Source organism: Phenylobacterium sp. (assembly GCF_044236515.1).
Lineage (GTDB): Bacteria > Pseudomonadota > Alphaproteobacteria > Caulobacterales > Caulobacteraceae > Phenylobacterium.
In genome coordinates this window covers 1-16,863 of the sequence record NZ_JBIIGK010000008.1, presented here as the reverse complement: position 1 = coordinate 16,863, position 16,863 = coordinate 1, and the positions used below count along the sequence as shown (strand labels likewise).

Annotated in this window: 17 protein-coding genes and 1 tRNA gene; 12 read left to right on the top strand and 6 right to left on the bottom strand. The window is 68.9% G+C overall.

Annotated features, from left to right (window positions below; genetic code table 11):
• Positions 1–3 precede the first annotated feature (3 nt).
• Complete coding sequence (locus ACILRF_RS01830; RefSeq protein WP_395670556.1) at positions 4–1,824, top strand: DEAD/DEAH box helicase; 1,821 nt, start codon at positions 4–6, stop codon at positions 1,822–1,824.
• Here the strand turns inward: ACILRF_RS01830 and ACILRF_RS01825 are convergent.
• Positions 1,821–2,756, bottom strand: coding sequence for a retroviral-like aspartic protease family protein (locus tag ACILRF_RS01825; protein ID WP_395670555.1), 936 nt, complete (start codon positions 2,754–2,756; stop codon positions 1,821–1,823). The two genes, ACILRF_RS01830 and ACILRF_RS01825, sit on opposite strands and share 4 nt — an antisense overlap.
• A 111-nt stretch (positions 2,757–2,867) precedes the next feature.
• Between ACILRF_RS01825 and ACILRF_RS01820 the strand changes: the two genes are divergently transcribed.
• Positions 2,868–3,341 carry a hypothetical protein gene (locus ACILRF_RS01820; protein WP_395670554.1) on the top strand — a complete coding sequence of 158 codons (474 nt, stop codon included), beginning with the start codon at positions 2,868–2,870 and terminating at the stop codon, positions 3,339–3,341.
• A gap of 201 nt (positions 3,342–3,542) precedes the next feature.
• Positions 3,543–5,669, top strand: a complete 2,127-nt coding sequence (locus ACILRF_RS01815; protein WP_395670553.1) for a sodium-translocating pyrophosphatase — start codon at positions 3,543–3,545, stop codon at positions 5,667–5,669.
• An 86-nt stretch (positions 5,670–5,755) separates the two neighbouring features.
• Here ACILRF_RS01815 and ACILRF_RS01810 read toward each other — a convergent pair whose 3' ends face one another.
• Positions 5,756–6,253 (bottom strand): outer membrane protein assembly factor BamE, encoded by a 498-nt coding sequence (locus ACILRF_RS01810; protein ID WP_395670552.1) that lies wholly within the window; start codon positions 6,251–6,253, stop codon positions 5,756–5,758.
• A gap of 106 nt (positions 6,254–6,359) precedes the next feature.
• Here ACILRF_RS01810 and ACILRF_RS01805 point away from each other — a divergent pair, with 106 nt between their 5' ends.
• The 6 genes from ACILRF_RS01805 (at position 6,360) to ACILRF_RS01780 (ending at position 10,327) form a co-directional block, all read left to right on the top strand.
• Entirely contained in the window at positions 6,360–6,887 is a 528-nt protein-coding gene (locus ACILRF_RS01805; protein WP_395670551.1) for a ubiquinol-cytochrome C chaperone family protein, read from the top strand.
• A complete protein-coding gene (locus ACILRF_RS01800) occupies positions 6,884–7,405 on the top strand; it encodes a YceD family protein (RefSeq protein ID WP_395670550.1) in 522 nt (173 codons plus the stop codon). Before ACILRF_RS01805 ends, ACILRF_RS01800 begins: the two co-directional genes overlap by 4 nt.
• 81 nt (positions 7,406–7,486) lie before the next feature.
• The gene (gene plsX, locus ACILRF_RS01795; RefSeq protein WP_395670549.1) at positions 7,487–8,542 is read left to right on the top strand and encodes a phosphate acyltransferase PlsX; all 1,056 of its coding nucleotides are present in this window, start codon (positions 7,487–7,489) and stop codon (positions 8,540–8,542) included.
• The gene (locus ACILRF_RS01790) at positions 8,529–9,524 is read left to right on the top strand and encodes a beta-ketoacyl-ACP synthase III (RefSeq protein WP_395670548.1); all 996 of its coding nucleotides are present in this window, start codon (positions 8,529–8,531) and stop codon (positions 9,522–9,524) included. The genes plsX and ACILRF_RS01790 overlap by 14 nt, the downstream gene beginning before the upstream one ends.
• A gap of 112 nt (positions 9,525–9,636) precedes the next feature.
• The gene (locus ACILRF_RS01785) at positions 9,637–9,951 is read left to right on the top strand and encodes an integration host factor subunit alpha (RefSeq protein ID WP_395670580.1); all 315 of its coding nucleotides are present in this window, start codon (positions 9,637–9,639) and stop codon (positions 9,949–9,951) included.
• 4 nt (positions 9,952–9,955) lie between these two features.
• Complete coding sequence (locus ACILRF_RS01780) at positions 9,956–10,327, top strand: MerR family transcriptional regulator (RefSeq protein ID WP_395670547.1); 372 nt, start codon at positions 9,956–9,958, stop codon at positions 10,325–10,327.
• A 3-nt stretch (positions 10,328–10,330) separates the two neighbouring features.
• Here ACILRF_RS01780 and ACILRF_RS01775 read toward each other — a convergent pair whose 3' ends face one another.
• The 4 genes from ACILRF_RS01775 to ACILRF_RS01760 form a co-directional block, all read right to left on the bottom strand.
• Entirely contained in the window at positions 10,331–11,983 is a 1,653-nt protein-coding gene (locus ACILRF_RS01775; protein WP_395670546.1) for an amidohydrolase, read from the bottom strand.
• 32 nt (positions 11,984–12,015) lie between these two features.
• The gene (locus tag ACILRF_RS01770; protein WP_395670545.1) at positions 12,016–14,343 is read right to left on the bottom strand and encodes a TonB-dependent receptor; all 2,328 of its coding nucleotides are present in this window, start codon (positions 14,341–14,343) and stop codon (positions 12,016–12,018) included.
• 184 nt (positions 14,344–14,527) lie between these two features.
• A tRNA-Pro gene (locus tag ACILRF_RS01765) sits at positions 14,528–14,604 on the bottom strand.
• 83 nt (positions 14,605–14,687) lie between these two features.
• The gene (locus tag ACILRF_RS01760) at positions 14,688–14,891 is read right to left on the bottom strand and encodes a DUF2842 domain-containing protein (RefSeq protein WP_395670544.1); all 204 of its coding nucleotides are present in this window, start codon (positions 14,889–14,891) and stop codon (positions 14,688–14,690) included.
• A 95-nt stretch (positions 14,892–14,986) separates the two neighbouring features.
• Between ACILRF_RS01760 and ACILRF_RS01755 the strand changes: the two genes are divergently transcribed.
• From ACILRF_RS01755 to rpsI, 3 genes are all read left to right on the top strand, one after another.
• Positions 14,987–16,018 (top strand): COX15/CtaA family protein, encoded by a 1,032-nt coding sequence (locus tag ACILRF_RS01755; protein WP_395670543.1) that lies wholly within the window; start codon positions 14,987–14,989, stop codon positions 16,016–16,018.
• Positions 16,019–16,182: 164 nt separating this feature from the next.
• Positions 16,183–16,656: a 50S ribosomal protein L13 gene (gene rplM / locus ACILRF_RS01750; RefSeq protein WP_395670579.1), complete on the top strand. Its 474-nt coding sequence runs from the start codon at positions 16,183–16,185 to the stop codon at positions 16,654–16,656.
• Positions 16,656–16,863 (top strand): 30S ribosomal protein S9 (gene rpsI / locus ACILRF_RS01745; RefSeq protein WP_395670542.1); only part of this gene is annotated, 208 nt, incomplete at its 3' end. The genes rplM and rpsI, both read left to right, overlap by 1 nt.

Genomic DNA, 16,863 nt, shown 5'->3' with positions numbered 1-16,863 from the left:
CCCATGACCTTCGAAACCGCCCATCCCGCCCTGGCCCGCGCGCTCGCCTCGCAGGGCTACGAACAGCCGACGCCGGTCCAGGCCGCGGTGATGGACGCCCCCATCGACAAGGACCTGCTGGTCTCGGCCCAGACCGGGTCCGGCAAGACCGTCGCCTTCGGCCTCGCCGCCGCCCACGCCCTGCTCGGCGAGGCGGAGCGGTTCGACGCTCCGGGCGCCCCGCTCGCCCTCTGCATCGCCCCGACCCGCGAGCTCGCCCTGCAGGTCAGCCGCGAGCTGACCTGGCTCTACGCCGACGCCGGGGCTGTCGTCGCCACCTGCGTCGGCGGCATGGATCCGCGCCGCGAGCAGCGCGCCCTGGCGGCCGGCTGCCACATCGTCGTCGGCACCCCCGGCCGCCTGCGCGATCACCTGGAGCGCGGCGCCCTCGATCCCTCGGTCCTGCGCGTCGTCGTCCTCGACGAGGCCGACGAGATGCTCGACCTCGGCTTCCGCGAGGACCTCGAGGAGATCCTCGATTCCACGCCGATCGAGCGCCGCACCCTGCTGTTCTCGGCCACCATCGCCCGTGAGATCGTCGTCCTCGCCCGCCGCTACCAGCGCGAGGCCCACCGCATCGACACCATCCGCCGCGACGAGCCGCACGGCGACATCGAGCACCGCGCCGTCCGCGTCGCCCCCAACGAGGTCGAGCACGCGGTCGTCAACCTGCTGCGTTATTTCGAGGCCCCCGGGGCGCTGATCTTCTGCGCCACCCGCGAAGCCGTCCGCCGCCTGCACTCGGCCCTGCGTGAGCGCGGCTTCGCCGCCGTCGCCCTGTCCGGGGAGATGGGCCAGAAGGAGCGCTCCGACGCCCTTCAGGCCCTGCGCGACGGCCACGCCCGCGCCTGCGTCGCCACCGACGTCGCCGCCCGCGGCCTCGACCTGCCGGAGCTGTCCCTGGTCATCCACGCCGAGCTGCCGCAGAGCAAGGCCGCCTTGCTCCACCGCAGCGGCCGCACCGGCCGGGCCGGGCGCAAGGGCGTCTCGGTGCTGCTGGTCCCCTACAACAAGCGCCGCAAGGCCGAGCTGCTCATCAACTCGGCCGGCGTCGATGTCCAGTGGTCTGGCCCGCCGACCGCCGACGAGATCCGCGAACGGGACCAGACCCGGCTGCTGGAAGACCCCCTGCTGGCCGAGGCGCCTGCCGAGGACGACCTGGCCCTCGGACGCAAGATCCTCGAAGGCAGCAACCCCGAGGCCGTCGCCGCGGCCCTGGTCCGGCTCTACCGCTCGCGCCTGCCGTCGCCGGAAGAGCTGTTCGACGACGGCCAGGCCGCTGCGCCGCCTGGACCCCGCCCGATGCGCCGCGCCGAACCCGGCGGGGACATGGCTGGCGACGCCGCCTGGTTCCGCCTGCCGATCGGCCGCTCCAACAACGCCGACCCGAAGTGGCTGCTGCCGCTGATCTGCCGCCTCGGCCACGTCACCAAAAAGGACGTCGGCCAGATCCGCATCTTCGACCGCGAGACCAAGTTCGAGATCGCCCCCGACGCCGAGGACCGCTTCCGGGCCGCCATCAAGACCGCGGCCGAGGGCGACATCCGCATCGAGCCCGCGGGTCCGCCGACGGCGGGACCCTCGCGGCCGCCGGGCCGCGGCGGTCCGCCCCGCAAGGGCCCGCCCCGCGGCGGGCCGCCTCGGAACGGTCCGGCCCGGAACGGCCCGCCCCAGAACGGTCCGTCGGGCGAGGGTCCGCCGCGCCGCGGCCCGCCGCCCAAGGGCGCGCGGCCGAAGGGCGGCCCGCCGGCTGCCGGCGGCAAACGCAAGGGTCGGCCGAACTAGGCGATGTCGAACCGCACCCGCGAGCGGCCGAAGTCGAGCGCGACCTGGCCGAACTGCTTCAGGAGGTCGAGGCCCAGCACCAGGGCTGGCTGGTCGCGCAGGCCCCAGATGTCGAAGATGTGCATGTCGGCATAGGCCACCGGCACGTTCCCCAGGTGCAGACCGCCGAGCCGCAGGAACGGCAGGAAGAACAGCTCCCCCTGGAACGGCTCGCCCGCCAGGGTCTCCATGCGGATGATCTGCGGCGGCCGCACCAGCCCGCGGCCGCGCTCCTTGGCCAGCACGAGCTCGCGCAGCGGCGCGTTGCACATCGACAGGTGCGCGCCCGAATCGATCATCGCGCTGATCCGCTCGCTGCCGAGGTCGGCGTCGACGATGGTGAGCTGGCCGAGCCGGCGGCGCGCGGCGACCACGATCACCCCCTCGGACGAGGTGTCGGCCTGCGATTTGGTGATCTCGATCAGGTTCTTGCGGAAATCCAGCGACAGCCGCTGGCCCTTCAGCCAGTCGACGCCCAGCACGCCATCGACCTCGGCGCCGTGGATCGGCAGGGTCGGCGTCCGCACCCGCCGGCGGTCGCGCGCCCCGACCTTCAGCGTGTCCAGCAGCACGCTCGGCCGCATCCGCGCCCCGACGACGGTGTGCACCCGGGTCGGCGGGCCGGGTTGCAGATCGAGCTTGTCGATCAGCCGCTGCGAGACGCAGGAGGTGTTCGCCCCGGTGTCCAGCAGGAAGTGGAACGGGCCCTGGCCGTTGACGGTCACCGGCGCCAGCAGGTGGTCATAGCGGCTCTCCTCGGCCTGCAACACGGTCGGCGGCGCGTTGGGATCGTCCGATGCCTCGGGCGCGGTCTCCTGGGCCCGGGCCCAGCTGATCGGCGTGAACGCGGCGCTGGCCGCCAACAGACCGGCTGTCTGACGTCGGGTAAGCATGGCCTCGTCCTCCCGCAGCTACTGGCGCAGAATACCACTGTTCTTCGGGACGCCTAAATGGACTGAGGTCTTCACGGACCCTCAACCCGTCCGGCGCATCCTCACGCCATGATGCGCACCATCCTCGCTGCTGTCCTGATTCTCTTGGCAGCCCCGATTCTCGGCGCCACCCCGGCCCTCGCCGCCGGCGGCGGGGGCGGGGAGGCGCCGAAGACCGACGCCGGCCAATACGTCGACCTCGCGCCGGTCGGGCTGCCGATCGTGGCCGACGGCCAGCTCGTGAACTATGTCTTCGTCTACGTCCGCATCAACCTCACGGCCAAGGCCAACGCCGCCAACTGGCGGGCCAAGGAGCCCTATTTCCGCGACGCCCTGGTCCGCGCCGGCCACCGCGCCCCGTTCGGCCGAAAGGACGACTACCAGAAGCTCGACGAGGCCCGCCTGATCGCCGCCCTGTCGCGCGAGGCGACCGGCATCACCGGCCCCGGCGTCATCAAGTCGGTCGTCGTCACCTCCCAGGCGCCGCGCCGGCGCGTTCCTGGTCCGCCGCGCCCGGCGGCGACCCCGCGCGGCCCAACCGTCTGACCCTCAAAGAGACCCGCGTTATGGGCCGTTGCGCGGCCCTGGTTTCCTTGGCAGTGTCGCTTCGTCTGTTCAGGGGCGGCGCGCGAATGTCCGTCCCGATCAAGGGGGAAACCAAGGGGTTGGGGCGGAACCGGCGGTCTTTCCTCTAATCGGAAGCCGCAGGCGGTCCCTTCCGCGCAACACGCAAGGGGTACGCGACACATGAGTACGCTTACGCTGGTGATCATCGCCGGCTTGCTGGCCGTCCTTTACGGGGCAGTTCAGACGGGTGCGTTGTTGAAGGCATCGGCCGGTTCGGCCCGGATGCAGGAGATCGCCGCCGCCATCCAGGAAGGCGCGCAGGCTTATCTGAAGCGGCAATACACCACCATCGGCCTCGTCGGCGTCGTGATCCTCGTGATCGTCGCCCTGTTGATCGGCCAATATGCGGCCATCGGTTTCGCCATCGGCGCGGTGCTCTCGGGCCTCGCGGGTTTCGCCGGCATGCTGATCTCGGTCCGGGCCAACGTCCGCACCGCCCAGGCGGCGTCGGAAAGCCTGGAGCGCGGCCTGTCGCTGGCCTTCCGCTCCGGCGCGGTCACCGGCATGCTCGTGGCGGGCTTCGCGCTCCTGGGCGTCGCCGGCTACTTCGCCCTTCTCACCGGGCCGCTCGGGCTTGAGGCCACCAGCCGCGAAGTCATCGACAGCCTCGTCGCGCTCGGCTTCGGCGCCTCCCTGATCTCGATCTTCGCCCGTCTCGGCGGCGGGATCTTCACCAAGGGCGCGGACGTCGGTGGCGACATGGTCGGCAAGGTCGAGGCCGGCATTCCGGAAGACGACCCGCGCAACGCGGCGACCATCGCCGACAACGTCGGCGACAACGTCGGCGACTGCGCCGGCATGGCCGCCGACCTCTTCGAGACCTACGCCGTGACCACGGTCGCGACCATGGTCCTGGCGGCGATCTTCTTCCGCGGCACCGGCTTCGAATTCGACATGATGCTGCTCCCGCTGGCGATCTGCGGGGCCTGCATCGTCACCTCGATCCTCGGCACCTTCTTCGTGCGCCTGGGCAAGAGCCGCAACATCATGGGCGCTCTCTATCAGGGCCTCATCGTCACCGGCGTCACGTCCCTGGCGGCGCTGTGGTTCGTCACCGACGCGCTAGTGCCCGGCGCGGTCACGCTGGCCGACGGCACGACCTTCGGGGCCATGGACCTCTTCTGGTGCGGCGTCGTCGGCCTCATCGTGACCGCCGCCATCGTGGTGATCACCGAATACTACACCGGCACCAACTTCCGCCCGGTGAAGTCGGTGGCCAAGGCGTCGGTCTCCGGTCACGGCACCAACGTCATCCAGGGCCTGGCCATGTCGCTGGAATCCACCGCCCTGCCGGCGCTGGTGATCATCGTCGGCATCATCGTGACCTATGGCCTCGCCGGCCTGTTCGGCATCGCCATCGCCACGACCGCTATGCTGTCGCTGGCTGGCTTCATCGTCGCCCTCGACGCCTTCGGTCCCGTCACCGACAACGCCGGCGGCATTGCCGAAATGGCCGGCCTGCCGCCGGAAGTGCGCGTCTCCACCGACGCCCTCGACGCGGTCGGCAACACCACCAAGGCGGTGACCAAGGGCTATGCGATCGGATCGGCCGGTCTCGGCGCCCTGGTGCTGTTCGCGGCCTACACCGAGGACCTGAAGTACTTCTCGGCCAACGCCGCCCCCGGCTCGTTCTTCGAGGGCCTGGGCGCCGTCGCCTTCGACCTGTCCAACCCCTACGTGGTGGTCGGCCTGCTGTTCGGCGGCCTGCTGCCCTTCCTGTTCGGCGGCCTGTCGATGACGGCGGTCGGCCGGGCGGCGGAGGCCGTGGTCACCGAGGTCCGGCGTCAGTTCAAGGAGAACCCCGGCATCATGACCGGCGAGGTGAAGCCGGAATACGGCCGCGCCGTCGACATCCTGACCAAGGCGGCGATCCGCGAGATGATCGTGCCGTCGCTGCTGCCGGTCGTGACCCCGGTTCTGCTGTTCTTCGTCATCAACGCCATCGCCGGCAAGGCGGACGCCTTCGCCGCCCTCGGCGCCATGCTGATGGGGGTGATCGTCACCGGCCTGTTCGTCGCCATCTCGATGACCAGCGGCGGCGGCGCCTGGGACAACGCCAAGAAGCTGATCGAAGAGGGCCACTTCGGCGGCAAGGGCTCCGGCGCGCACAAGGCGGCGGTGACCGGCGACACCGTCGGCGACCCCTACAAGGACACGGCGGGCCCCGCCGTGAACCCGATGATCAAGATCACCAACATCGTGGCCCTGCTGCTCCTGGCGGTGCTGGCCCACGGCGCGGTCGGCTGATCCTCGGCGACATCGCCTAAAGCAAACGCCCCGGAGAGCGATCTCCGGGGCGTTTTTCTTTGCCCAAAATCGGGAGGGCGCGGCCCCTAGCGGTCGCCCGGGCGATTGCCGGGAACGCCCTCGTCGTCGTTGGGCAGCATGCCGCCGCGGCCGACCGTGCCCAGCAGCTGTTCGAGCACGGTCATCTCGCGGCCGCGAGTCGGCGTCTCACGGCTGTTGTAGGCGATCGCCTTGCCGTCCTTGAGCGTGTAAAGGTTCACGCTTTCAACGACTTCGCTTTCCTTGTTGAACTTGATGGCGGTGACGTTGCGGGTCACTACGCGCGGCTTGCGGAAGGCGACGCGTTCCTTGACCTGGTTCATGTAGAACCAGACGTTGGGATCGAACGTCGAGGTGGCCGAGGGCGAGCCCAGCTTGCCGCGCACCGTCGATTTGCTGTCCGTGCCCACCGCAACGTCCTTCGGGTCGGCCTCGACCGTCTGGAAGCCGGAATAGGTGGTGATCGGTGCGCACGCCGAGCTGGCGAGCAGGGCGCCGGCCAGCAAGACAGGGGCGACGGCGGCGAAGGCGGCGCGGCGGAACATGTGCAGTTTGGGCCCCGTTGGCAGGTTGCAGGCTTTGACCTATCCGTCGCCGCCGCTTAGTTCAATGCCGCCTTTAGCCGCCGCTTCTGGCGAAAACGAGGCCGTGATGCTGCAACGCCTGTTCCGACCCCGCCCGGCCAAGGCCGTCGGGGAGACGCTCTACCGCTCGGCGGTGCAACAGGCGCGCACCCCCGCCCTCTATGCCGGTCTCGGCGTCCCCGACACCGTCGAGGGCCGGTTCGAGATCTACAGCCTGCACGTCATCCTGCTCATGCGCCGCCTCCTCGGGCAGGGCGAGCAGGCCGCCGAGACCTCCCAGGCCCTGCTGGACACCTACCTGAAGGGCCTCGACGACGCCCTCCGCGGCATGGGGGTCGGGGACCTCTCGGTGGGCAAGAAGATGCGCAAGCTCGGCGAGGCCTTCTTCGGCCGGGTGAAGACCTATCACGCGGCCTTCGAGCAGTTGCCGGACGCTGGCGAGCTCGAGGCCGTGATCGCCCGCACCGTCTACGCCGAGGGCGACGCCGCCCAGGCGCCGGCCCTGGCCCGCTACGCCATCGCTCAGCAGACCGCCCTGGCGGCGGCGCCGCTCGACGACATCCTGGCCGGCGACGTCGCCTGGGGGGCGGCATGAGCGGGGAGTGGACCTGGCCCGTGCGGCTGCACGAGATCGACCGCGGCCCGGTCACCGCGAAGCTTGAGCCCGACGCCGAGCAGCGCGCGCGGATCGCCAAAACCCTGGACCTTCGCGCCCTGCCGGCCCTGACGGCGGACGTCACCGTCACGCCGTGGCTCGACGGCGCGGAGATTCGCGGCCGCTTCCGCGGGCGGGTCGAGCAGATCTGCTCCCTCAGCCTGGAGCCCTTCGAACAGGACGTCTCCGGCGAGATCGAGGTCAAGGTTGTCCCGGCCGACAGCCCGAACGCCGCCCCCGACGACGGCGAGGAGGTTGAGCTGGCCCCGGACGCGCCCGACCCGCCGGACGTGCTGGCGGGCGACACCCTCGACCTCGCCGCCTATCTGGTCGAGCACCTGTCGTTGGCCATCGATCCGTTCCCGCGCAAGCCTGGGGCGTCCTTCGACTACGTTCCGCCTACGGTTGAGGAATCGCCCTTCGCCGTGCTCAGGAAGCTCAAGGATCCCAAGGGCTAGATCGTCGCCGTTTGCCACCGCCGCCGCACGGGCGGTATCTTCGATGACGATTCCGCGCCGGCGAAGGACCGCAGCCGCCTTTTGACCCAGAAACTGGTGATTTCGATCGACGCCATGGGCGGAGACCACGGCCCGTCCGTGGTCGTGCCGGGCGTCGCCCATGCGATCCGCAGCCTGCCGCCGCACGTCTGCGTCCTGCTGCACGGCGACGAGACAGCGATCCGCGCCGAGATGGCGCGACGGTCCGGCCTCGCCGAACGCGTCGAGGTGCGCCACACCGAGCGCGTCGTCGCCATGGACGAAAAGCCCGCCCAGGCCCTGCGTCGCGGAAAGGGCACCTCGATGTGGAACGCCGTCGAGGCCGTCCGCGAGGGCGAGGCGGCCGCCGCCGTCTCCTGCGGCAACACCGGCGCCCTGATGGCGGTCTCCAAGCTGATCCTGCGGATGAGCGCCGACCTCGACCGACCCGCCTTGGTCGCCGGCATTCCGACGCCGAAGGGCGTGGTCACCTTCCTCGACGTCGGCGCCAACGTCGACTGCGACGCCGAGCGGCTTGTCGAGTTCGCGATCATGGGCGAGGCCTTCCATCGCGCCGTCCACAAGTCTGCCCGCCCGACGGTCGGCATCCTCAACGTCGGCTCCGAGGACATGAAGGGCCACGAAGAGGTCCGCGAGGCGCACCGGGTGCTGCGCGAGGGCGGCATCGACCTCGACTACCGCGGCTTCGTCGAGGGCGACGACCTGACCAAGGGCGTCGTCGACGTGGTCGTCACCGACGGCTTCACCGGCAACGTCGCCCTCAAGGCGATGGAGGGCGCCGTGCGCCTGATCCGCTCCGAGCTGAAGACCGCCCTGACCTCCAGCGCCATGGCCGGTCTTGGGGCCCTGATGGCCCGTGGCGCCCTGGAGAAGTTCCGCGAGCGCATGAGCCCGCCGGGCGCGGCTCCGCTGCTCGGTCTCAACGGCATCGTCCTCAAGTGCCACGGCGGGGCCGGCGAGCGCGACATCTGCGAGGCGCTACGTGTCGCAGCCGACCTGGCCCAAAGCGACTTCGCCGCCGAGATCGAACGCAATATGACGAGACTGCCGGCCGCCCTCGCCGAGACGAGCCCGGCGGTCGCCGATGGAGCTGCGTGAATTGCCTAAGGTGCTGCGAAGCGTTTTGACGGGCGTCGGCGGCTACCTGCCGGAACGGGTGGTCACCAACGACGAGCTGGCGCAGATCGTCGACACCTCCGACGAGTGGATCCGCGAGCGCACCGGCATCGCCCGCCGCCATCGCGCCGCCGAGGGCGAGGCGACTTCCGACCTCGCCGTGGCCGCCGCCAGCAAGGCGCTCGCCGCCGCCGGCCGGACCGCCGCCGACGTCGACCTGATCATCGTCGCCACCACCACCCCTGACCTGACCTTCCCGGCCACGGCCGCCATCGTCCAGCGCAAGCTCGGCGCGCCGATCGGCATCGCCTTCGACGTCCAGGCGGTGTGCTCGGGCTTCGTCTACGCCCTGTCGGTGGCCGACGGGCTCGTTGCCGCCGGTCGCTCGAAGTGCGCTCTGGTGATCGGCGCCGAGGTGATGAGCAGCCTGCTCGACTGGACCGATCGCGGCACCTGCGTGCTATTCGGCGACGGGGCCGGCGCCGTGGTGGTCGAGCCGCGGGAAGGCGAGGGGACGACCGCCGATCGCGGCCTCCTGGGCTTCGCCCTGCGCTGCGACGGGACCAAGCAGGACCTGCTTTACGCCGATGGCGGCCCGTCATCCAACCGCCAGGTCGGCCTGCTGCGGATGCTCGGCAACCAGGTGTTCCGCCACGCCGTCGTCAACATCTCGGAGGCGATCAGCGCCGCCGCCACGGACGCCGGCGTCGCGGTCGCCGACGTCGACTGGTTCGTCCCCCACCAGGCCAACCTGCGGATCCTGCAGGGCGTCGCGCATCGCTGCGGCATCGACGAGGTCAAGGTGGTGACGACCGTCGCCGAGCACGCCAACACCTCCGCCGCCTCGATCCCGCTCGCCCTCGACGCCGCCGTCGCCGACGGCCGTGTCCAGCCCGGCCAGCTTCTGCTTCTCGAAGCCATGGGCGGCGGATTGACCTGGGGCGCCTGTGTCATTCGGTTTTGACTTGGCCGTTATCGCTGGTCTTTAACCGCGCATAGTAATCTGAGCCTTGAAGTCCTTGTCGCAATAGGACAATCAAATGGCAGACTTGAGCGTGGAACTGGGCGGGGCGATGATGAAGGGCGCGACGGTGACGCGAGCCGATCTCTGCGAGGCGGTTCACGAAGAGGTTGGCCTGACGCGGCAGGACTGCAGCGAAATGGTCGAACGTGTGCTGGAGCTGATGGCCCTGGCGCTCGAGCGTGGGGAACAGGTCAAGCTGTCCGGCTTCGGCGTATTCCAGGTCCGCGCCAAGCGCGCCCGCATGGGCCGTAACCCCAAGACCGGCGAGCCGGCCGCGATCGAACCGCGCCGGGTCATCGGCTTCCGCGCCTCCCAGGTGATGAAGGCGCGCGTTGACGCCGCTCTGTCGGCGGGCAAGGCCGGCTAGGCCGATGGCCAAGGGTCCGGAAGCCTTTCGGACGATTTCCGAGGCGGCCGACGAGCTCAATGTGCCGCAGCATGTGCTGCGGTTCTGGGAGACCAAATTCTCGTTCATCCGCCCGATGAAACGGGCCGGCGGCCGCCGCTTCTACCGCCCTTCGGATATCGCCGTTCTGCGAGGCGTCCGCCGCCTTCTGCACGAGGACGGCTATACGATCAAAGGCGTCCAGCGCGTGCATCGCGAACATGGCTCCCGCCATCTGATCGCCGCCGGCGAAGGCGCCCGGGTCGAGCCGCAAACCTCGACCCGCGACCGCCTCGTCGCCAGCCTCACCGAGCTGGAGGCCCTGAAGCAGCGGCTGGACGCCCTGCTCCGGGGCTGATCCTCACCGCTCGTAGACGACCTTGCCGTTGAAGATCGTCATGTCGACGGCCAGGTCCTCCGGCTTCGTCGGCGGATTGGCCAGGATGTCCCGCGACAGGATCGCAATGTCCCCGAACTTGCCCGGCTCCAACGCCCCCTGGTCGGCGTCGTCGAAGGTCGCGTAGGCGCTCTCCCGGGTATAGGTGTCGATCGCCTTAACCACCGGCATCCGCTGGTCGGCCCGCCGACTGTTGGCGATGGCGTAGATCCGCGCCAGGGCGTTCATCGTGAAGACCGGCCAGTCGCTGCCGAAAGCCGCGTGGCCCTTCGCGGCCTGGATGGCGTTCCAGCGCGCGCTATCCTGCGGCGGCTTGTTCGGGGCCGGCGGAACCGGCTGGGTGCTCGGCGGCAGGAAGACGTCCGTGGGCTGGTAGGCGGCGATGACGTTCAGCTTGGCGAACCGCGGCACGTCGACCGGGTCCATGATGAAGACGTGCTCGATCCGATGCCGCCGCCCCCGGGCCGGAGCCGGATTGGCTTTCGCCGCCTCCTCGTAGGAATCGAGCGCCAGCCGCACGGCCGCATCGCCCATGGCGTGGATCATGACCTGCCACCCGGCGGCGTCGAACCGGCGAACTTCCTTCTTTAGGTCAGAGGGCTCGTAGGCCGGCTGCCCCTCCATCGGCTGCGGCCCGTAGGGATGCAGCAGGAAGGCGGTGTGGGCCTGAGGCACCCCGTCCAGGAACATCTTCACAGCGCCGGCCTTCAGGGTGTCGCTCGGCGGATTGGCCTTCCAGAAGGTCTGGTAGCGCTGGAAGTCGGCGTCGGTGAACCCGGGCCGGACGGGCAGGGCATAGGTCACGCGAAGATTCAAGTCGCCCGACTTCTGCATGTCGTCGAGGACCTTGTACTCCTCGATCGAGCCCGTGGCCTCAGCCACCGCCGTGACGCCGAACTTGTGCGCCTCGCGCATCGCCGCCGTCATCCGCTCGCGCTGCTCGGCGACGCTCGGCTTCGGCATGGCGTTGGTCAGCAGGTCGAGGGCGGAGAATTCCTTGAACCAGCCGGTCGGCTCGCCGGTCGCCGGGTCCCGCTCGATGATCCCGTGCGGCGGGTCCCGCGTCTCACGCGTCACGCCGGCCAGCTCCAGCGCCTTGGAGTTGGCCCAGGCCATGTGCCGGTCGAGCGACCACAGCACGACCGGCCGGTCTGCAACGGCCGCATCCAGCATCTGCCGCGTCGGCCGCCCGCCCTCGATCTGCTCCAAGCCGAACCCGCCGGCCTCGACCCACGTGAGGTTCGGATTGGCCGCCGCGTGGGCCCGCACCCGCGCCACGATCCCGGCGACGTTCTTCTCATTGCGGACGTCCGGCATGAACAGCGTCGGCGCGCCCCAGCTGAGGTGGACGTGGTTGTCGTTGAAGCCGGGAAGCACCGTCCGCCCGCGGGCGTCGATCACCCGCGTCCGCGGCCCCCGCAGCGCGGAGACCTTGGCGTCCGTGCCGATCGTCACGATCCGCCCGCCGCGCACGGCCAGCGCCGTGGCGTTCGGACTGGCGACGGTCGGCATCCGGCCGTTGACGATCACCAGGTCGGCCGCCGCCTCGGCGGCCCGGCCCGGCCCGGCGACGAGGACGGCCGCGACGGCCAGGGCGGAGGCTTTGGTCTTCGACATCGGCATGACGCTCATGGGCTGAAGGAAGTTCATCAGAAGCGAGACGTGACCATCACGCCGACCGTGCGCGGGCGCAACGTCCGTCCGTACTGCAGAGGTCCGCGGATATATGCGGGGGTGAAGTCGAGGGCCGGCGCGTCGTTCAGGGCGTTCTCCATGAACACCGAGATATCCGCCTGCGCGACCGACATCCCGGCCCGCAGGTCCAACTGCTTAGTCTTTTCGCTGGGCACGCGCGTCGGGTCGTAAACCGACGCAATCGGATTCTGGTAGGGGAAGCCGTTCTGCTCGGCGGCGCGGACGTTGTACTGGGCCCGCACGTAGGCGTCGTGCTCGCCCACCGCCCAGTGGTACTCGGCCGCCAGGTTGGCGCTCCACGGCGTCGCCCCGAGCGTCTGGCCCTCGAACACAAGCGGCGACGTGCCGACCAGTATGGTGTTCGTGTATTCGGAGTCGTTGTAGCCGACCGCTGCGCTGAGGATCAGGCCGTCCGTCGGCTCGACGTTGACGTTCAGGTCGAAGCCCTTGCTGGTCGCCTGGCCCGTGTTGGCCACCAGGCTGAACTGGCAGGGCAGACGGATCTGCTGCTGGATGTTCTTCCATTTGATGTAGTAGGCGCTGGCCTCCATCTCGAGGCGCCCCCCGAACAGGCGGTTCTTCGAGCCGATCTCATAGCTGTTGGTGCGATCCGGCTCATAGGTCTTCGGTGACGAAAGGCCGAGCACGGCGAGGTCGGCCGCGCAGGTGCCGGGCACCGACTTGTTGACCCCGCCGGTCCGATAGCCCTCGGCGTAAGACGCGTAGAACAGGTTGGCGTCGTTGGCCTGGTAGGAGAGGGCGACCTTGGGGACGAACGGGCTGTTCTTCAGCTCGCCCTGCGCACTCTGTTGGCCGGTGGCGCCGTAGTCGACGCCGCGCTCGAGGACGTTGAACTCGAGCTTGTCCTTGGAGATCCGGCCGCCGACCGTCAACGTCAGTTGCTCGGTGATCTTGAAGTCAACATTCGCGAACGCCGCCAGCGACGTTTCCTGGGTCTTCTCGTCGCCCATGTAGGTGTAGATGCCGTTGACCGGCAACGAGCCGTACCGCGTCAGCATCGAGCGGCCGGTGGCGTAAAGATAAACGTCGGCGAAGTCGGGCGCCGTCAGCTTGGGATCGCTCTTCAGCACTCCGTGCGAATAGTAGACGCCGGCTTGCCAGCGCAGGCGCGCGTCGGGGTCGGAGTTGTTGATCCGGACTTCCTGCGTGAAGTCCCGCTGCGTGGTGTGCGGGTGCATGATCGTCAGGATTTCGCGACGTCCGGGCATCCGGGGATAGAGGTAATTGGCGCCCAGAACCGTCCGATAGTTGGTGTTGCTCTGGTCGCGGGTCTCGCGCACGTCTCGGTCGTAATAGGCGGTCACCGAGGTCAGGGTGACGGCGTCGCCGTCGTATACCGCCTTCAACGACGGCAGCACGAAGCGGTCACGATAGGGCTGGGCCTTCGCATAGCCGGTGACGTAGCGGCCGTGTTCCAGGTTCGACAGCGTCGACCAGAGGAACGACGTGTCGTCGACTTCCCGCAGTTGGTAATAGACCGACGGCGTGATGCTCAGCTTCTCGGTCGCCTGCCACAAGAGGCTTCCGCGGACGATCCAGCTCTTGTCGGTGTTGACGTTCTCGAACTTGTCCTCAGGGATCTGCCAGCTGACCCGGTCGACCCAGCCCCCGATGTGTTTGCGGTTTGCGCTGATCCGGAAGCCAAGTTTGTCGGCCACGATCGGCCCGCCGATCGCGGCTCCGAATTCGTAGCTGGGATCGCCATCGACCGTCGCCGACACCATCCCGCGCACATAGCCGCCGAAGTCGGTCAGACTCGGCGTCGGGGTGATGAAGCGCACGGCGCCGCCTTGGGCCGACGCTCCGAACAGCGTGCCCTGCGGTCCGCGCAGCACCTCGACCCGCTCCAGGTCGAAGATCTGCGGGAAGGTCGTGCCGGAATAGTTCAGGGCCGCGTTCCGGGCCTGGATCGCCGTCTCGTCGACATAGGTGGCGGTCGTAGCCGCGCCGGCAGTGGAATCGATGCCGCGGATGGACAGCCGGTAGCCGCCGACGCTGGCCGTCGTTTGGGCGAAGTCGAGGCCGGGAGTTTGGGCCGCCAGATCACGGATCTCGCGGATCGCCTTCACGTCCATCGACTCCTGGCTATAGGCGCTGACGCTCAGCGGCACCTTGCTTAGCGGCGTGGCGATCTTCGTGGCGGTGACGACGATCTCGCCGACGGTGGACTGGTCCTGCGCCTGAGCGGAGGTCGTGCAGAGGGCGATCGCGCCCCCGGCCATCAGCAGGCTGCGCAAAGTACGAGCGTAAAGTCCCGACACGACGTCTCTCCCCGAATCTCATGCCCGCGCGAAGCGGCGCTTTTCACTTTCGGCAAGGCTGGACCGGACATCGGGCGCTGCGAAGGTGATGAACTTCGCGCGGGAGTTGTCGAAACGTCACCACCACCTCGGTGGGCGATGTGATGATTGCTGCAAAAGGGAGGAAAATCTCGCCGCCGGCCGATGGTCGGAGCGGCGGGATTCGAACCCACGACCCCTTGACCCCCAGTCAAGTGCGCTACCAGGCTGCGCTACGCTCCGATGCGGCCCGGCGGCGAGGCGCGCCTTATAGGCGGCGTGACCGTCGTGCGGCAATCCCCAAACGCCGGGGCCAGGCCCGGCCGTCAGCGTCCAGCGTTCATCCAGCGGAACAGGGGGAGCACCGGCACGCCCCACAGGACGCCAGCCCCGACATAATAGACCAGCTGCGCCGCCCAGTGGCGCGGCACATAATCACCGACCGTCGCGACCAAAGCGATGTAGGCGACCATGAACGCCAGGAGAGCGAACAGGCCGATCAGTTTGCGGGCGCGGGCGGTTTCGATCATCGCCTCGTGATAACGGCGCCGCGGCGTGGACGGAACCGGCGTTTCCGTTTAGCCAGCGCCAAAGTTCAGCCTGAAAGCGGCGCAATTCCGGCTCCATGACCTCGTTCCTGCGTTCCGACCGCTCGCCAGCCGTCGCTGTCTGGTTGCTTGCGATGGCCGCCCTCGTGCTGGCGATGATCGTGGTCGGCGGGGCGACGCGCCTGACCGACTCGGGCCTCTCCATAACCGAGTGGAGGCCTGTCACCGGCGCCATTCCGCCGCTGAGCGAGGCCGACTGGCAGGCCGAGTTCCGCCAGTACCAGGAGATCCCGCAGTACGAGCAGGTCAATCGCGGCATGAGCCTTGGTGAGTTCAAGGCCATCTACTGGTGGGAATGGGCGCACCGGCTGTTGGGCCGCGTCATCGGGCTCGCCTTTTTCGCACCGTTCGTCTGGTTCGCGGTCCGTCGCCAGATTCCGCGGCGCTTGCTTCCCCGACTTGCCATCCTCTTCGTCCTCGGCGGCCTGCAGGGCCTGATCGGATGGTGGATGGTGGCCAGCGGCCTCGTCGACCGCGTCTCCGTGGCCCCGGAACGGCTGACCGTTCACCTGGGCCTCGCCTTCGCCCTGCTCGGCGCACTCGTCTGGACGGCGCTGGATGCCTGGGCCGGATGGGCGCGCCAGACCCTGCCCAGCCCGTGGGGACGGCGCGCCTTGGTGCTGCTGGCCCTGATCTTTGTGCAAATCCTGCTGGGCGCCCTGGTGGCCGGCAACGATGCGGGCTTCATCTACAACGACTTCCCGCTGTTCGATGGTCGCCTGCTCCCGGAGGATTACGCTGGCCAAAGTTTCTGGGCGACGCTCGCCCACAGCCAGGGGGCTGTGCAGTTGCATCACCGTCTGTTCGCCTACCTGCTGCTGGTTGTGGCGGTGGCGACGGGGGCCGGGGCCTGGCGATCGTCTTATCTCGCGCGGGAAACCAAACTTCTCGCGGTCGCGACCGCCACCGCCGTTGTGTTCCAGGCGGCGCTCGGCATCGCGACTCTGATGGCCCGCGTGCCAATCGCGCTTGGTCTCGCGCACCAGGTCGTCGCGGCGCTGACGCTCTGCCTGGCGGTGGCGTTCGCGTGGCGCGTCCGGCGGATTTAGTGCGGTATAATAATACCGCGTCGGCTAAGTGGCTGAATTATCGGCGAGTTTACTGGCGACGGGAAATTTGTACCGGTTGACAAGGTCGGGCCGGGTCGCGCATATGCGCCGCCTCACGTCGGGGCGCGTAAGGGTCCCGCCAACTTACGGATCTGACCCTCATGCTGAAGAGCACTACGGCTTCGCTGAAGCCGGCCGAGGTCGAGAAGAAGTGGATCGTGATCGACGCTCAGGACGCCGTCGTCGGCCGCCTGGCTTCGTTCATCGCCATGCGTCTTCGCGGCAAGCACCGGCCCGACTATACCCCGCACGTGGACTGCGGCGACTTCGTCGTCGTCGTCAACGCTGACAAGGTGAAGTTCACCGGCAAGAAGCTGACCGACAAGGTCTTCCACTGGCACACCGGCCACCCGGGCGGCGTGAAGCAGCGGACCATGGGCCAGATCCTGGGCGGCAAGTACCCCGAGCGGGTGCTCGAGAAGGCTGTCGAGCGCATGCTGCCGAAGGAAAGCCCGCTGGCCCGCAAGCAGATGACGCACCTGCGCATCTACGCGGCCGGCGAGCATCCGCACGAGGCCCAGAACCCCGAGATCATCGCGTTCGCCGACCTGAACGCCAAGAACGTGCGGAGCGCGTAATGAGCGAAGCCAACACGCAGGAAGCCACCGGCTTCGACGCCCTGAAGGGCCTCGGCACCACGGCCGCCGAAGAGGTGGTCCGTGAGCCGAAGATCGACGCTCAGGGCCGCTCTTACGCGACCGGCAAGCGCAAGAACGCTATCGCCCGCGTCTGGATCAAGCCGGGCAAGGGCCAGATCACCATCAACGGTCGCGACCAGACGGTCT

Bases quoted from the DNA above. Each gene is read 5' to 3' on its own strand.
- ACILRF_RS01830 (WP_395670556.1), top strand. From the start codon at position 4: ATGACCTTCGAAACCGCCCATCCCGCCCTGGCCCGCGCGCTCGCCTCG.
- ACILRF_RS01825 (WP_395670555.1), bottom strand. From the start codon at position 2,756: ATGCTTACCCGACGTCAGACAGCCGGTCTGTTGGCGGCCAGCGCCGCG.
- ACILRF_RS01820 (WP_395670554.1), top strand. From the start codon at position 2,868: ATGCGCACCATCCTCGCTGCTGTCCTGATTCTCTTGGCAGCCCCGATT.
- ACILRF_RS01815 (WP_395670553.1), top strand. From the start codon at position 3,543: ATGAGTACGCTTACGCTGGTGATCATCGCCGGCTTGCTGGCCGTCCTT.
- ACILRF_RS01810 (WP_395670552.1), bottom strand. From the start codon at position 6,253: ATGTTCCGCCGCGCCGCCTTCGCCGCCGTCGCCCCTGTCTTGCTGGCC.
- ACILRF_RS01805 (WP_395670551.1), top strand. From the start codon at position 6,360: ATGCTGCAACGCCTGTTCCGACCCCGCCCGGCCAAGGCCGTCGGGGAG.
- ACILRF_RS01800 (WP_395670550.1), top strand. From the start codon at position 6,884: ATGAGCGGGGAGTGGACCTGGCCCGTGCGGCTGCACGAGATCGACCGC.
- ACILRF_RS01790 (WP_395670548.1), top strand. From the start codon at position 8,529: ATGGAGCTGCGTGAATTGCCTAAGGTGCTGCGAAGCGTTTTGACGGGC.
- ACILRF_RS01785 (WP_395670580.1), top strand. From the start codon at position 9,637: ATGAAGGGCGCGACGGTGACGCGAGCCGATCTCTGCGAGGCGGTTCAC.
- ACILRF_RS01780 (WP_395670547.1), top strand. From the start codon at position 9,956: ATGGCCAAGGGTCCGGAAGCCTTTCGGACGATTTCCGAGGCGGCCGAC.
- ACILRF_RS01775 (WP_395670546.1), bottom strand. From the start codon at position 11,983: ATGTCGAAGACCAAAGCCTCCGCCCTGGCCGTCGCGGCCGTCCTCGTC.
- ACILRF_RS01760 (WP_395670544.1), bottom strand. From the start codon at position 14,891: ATGATCGAAACCGCCCGCGCCCGCAAACTGATCGGCCTGTTCGCTCTC.
- ACILRF_RS01755 (WP_395670543.1), top strand. From the start codon at position 14,987: ATGACCTCGTTCCTGCGTTCCGACCGCTCGCCAGCCGTCGCTGTCTGG.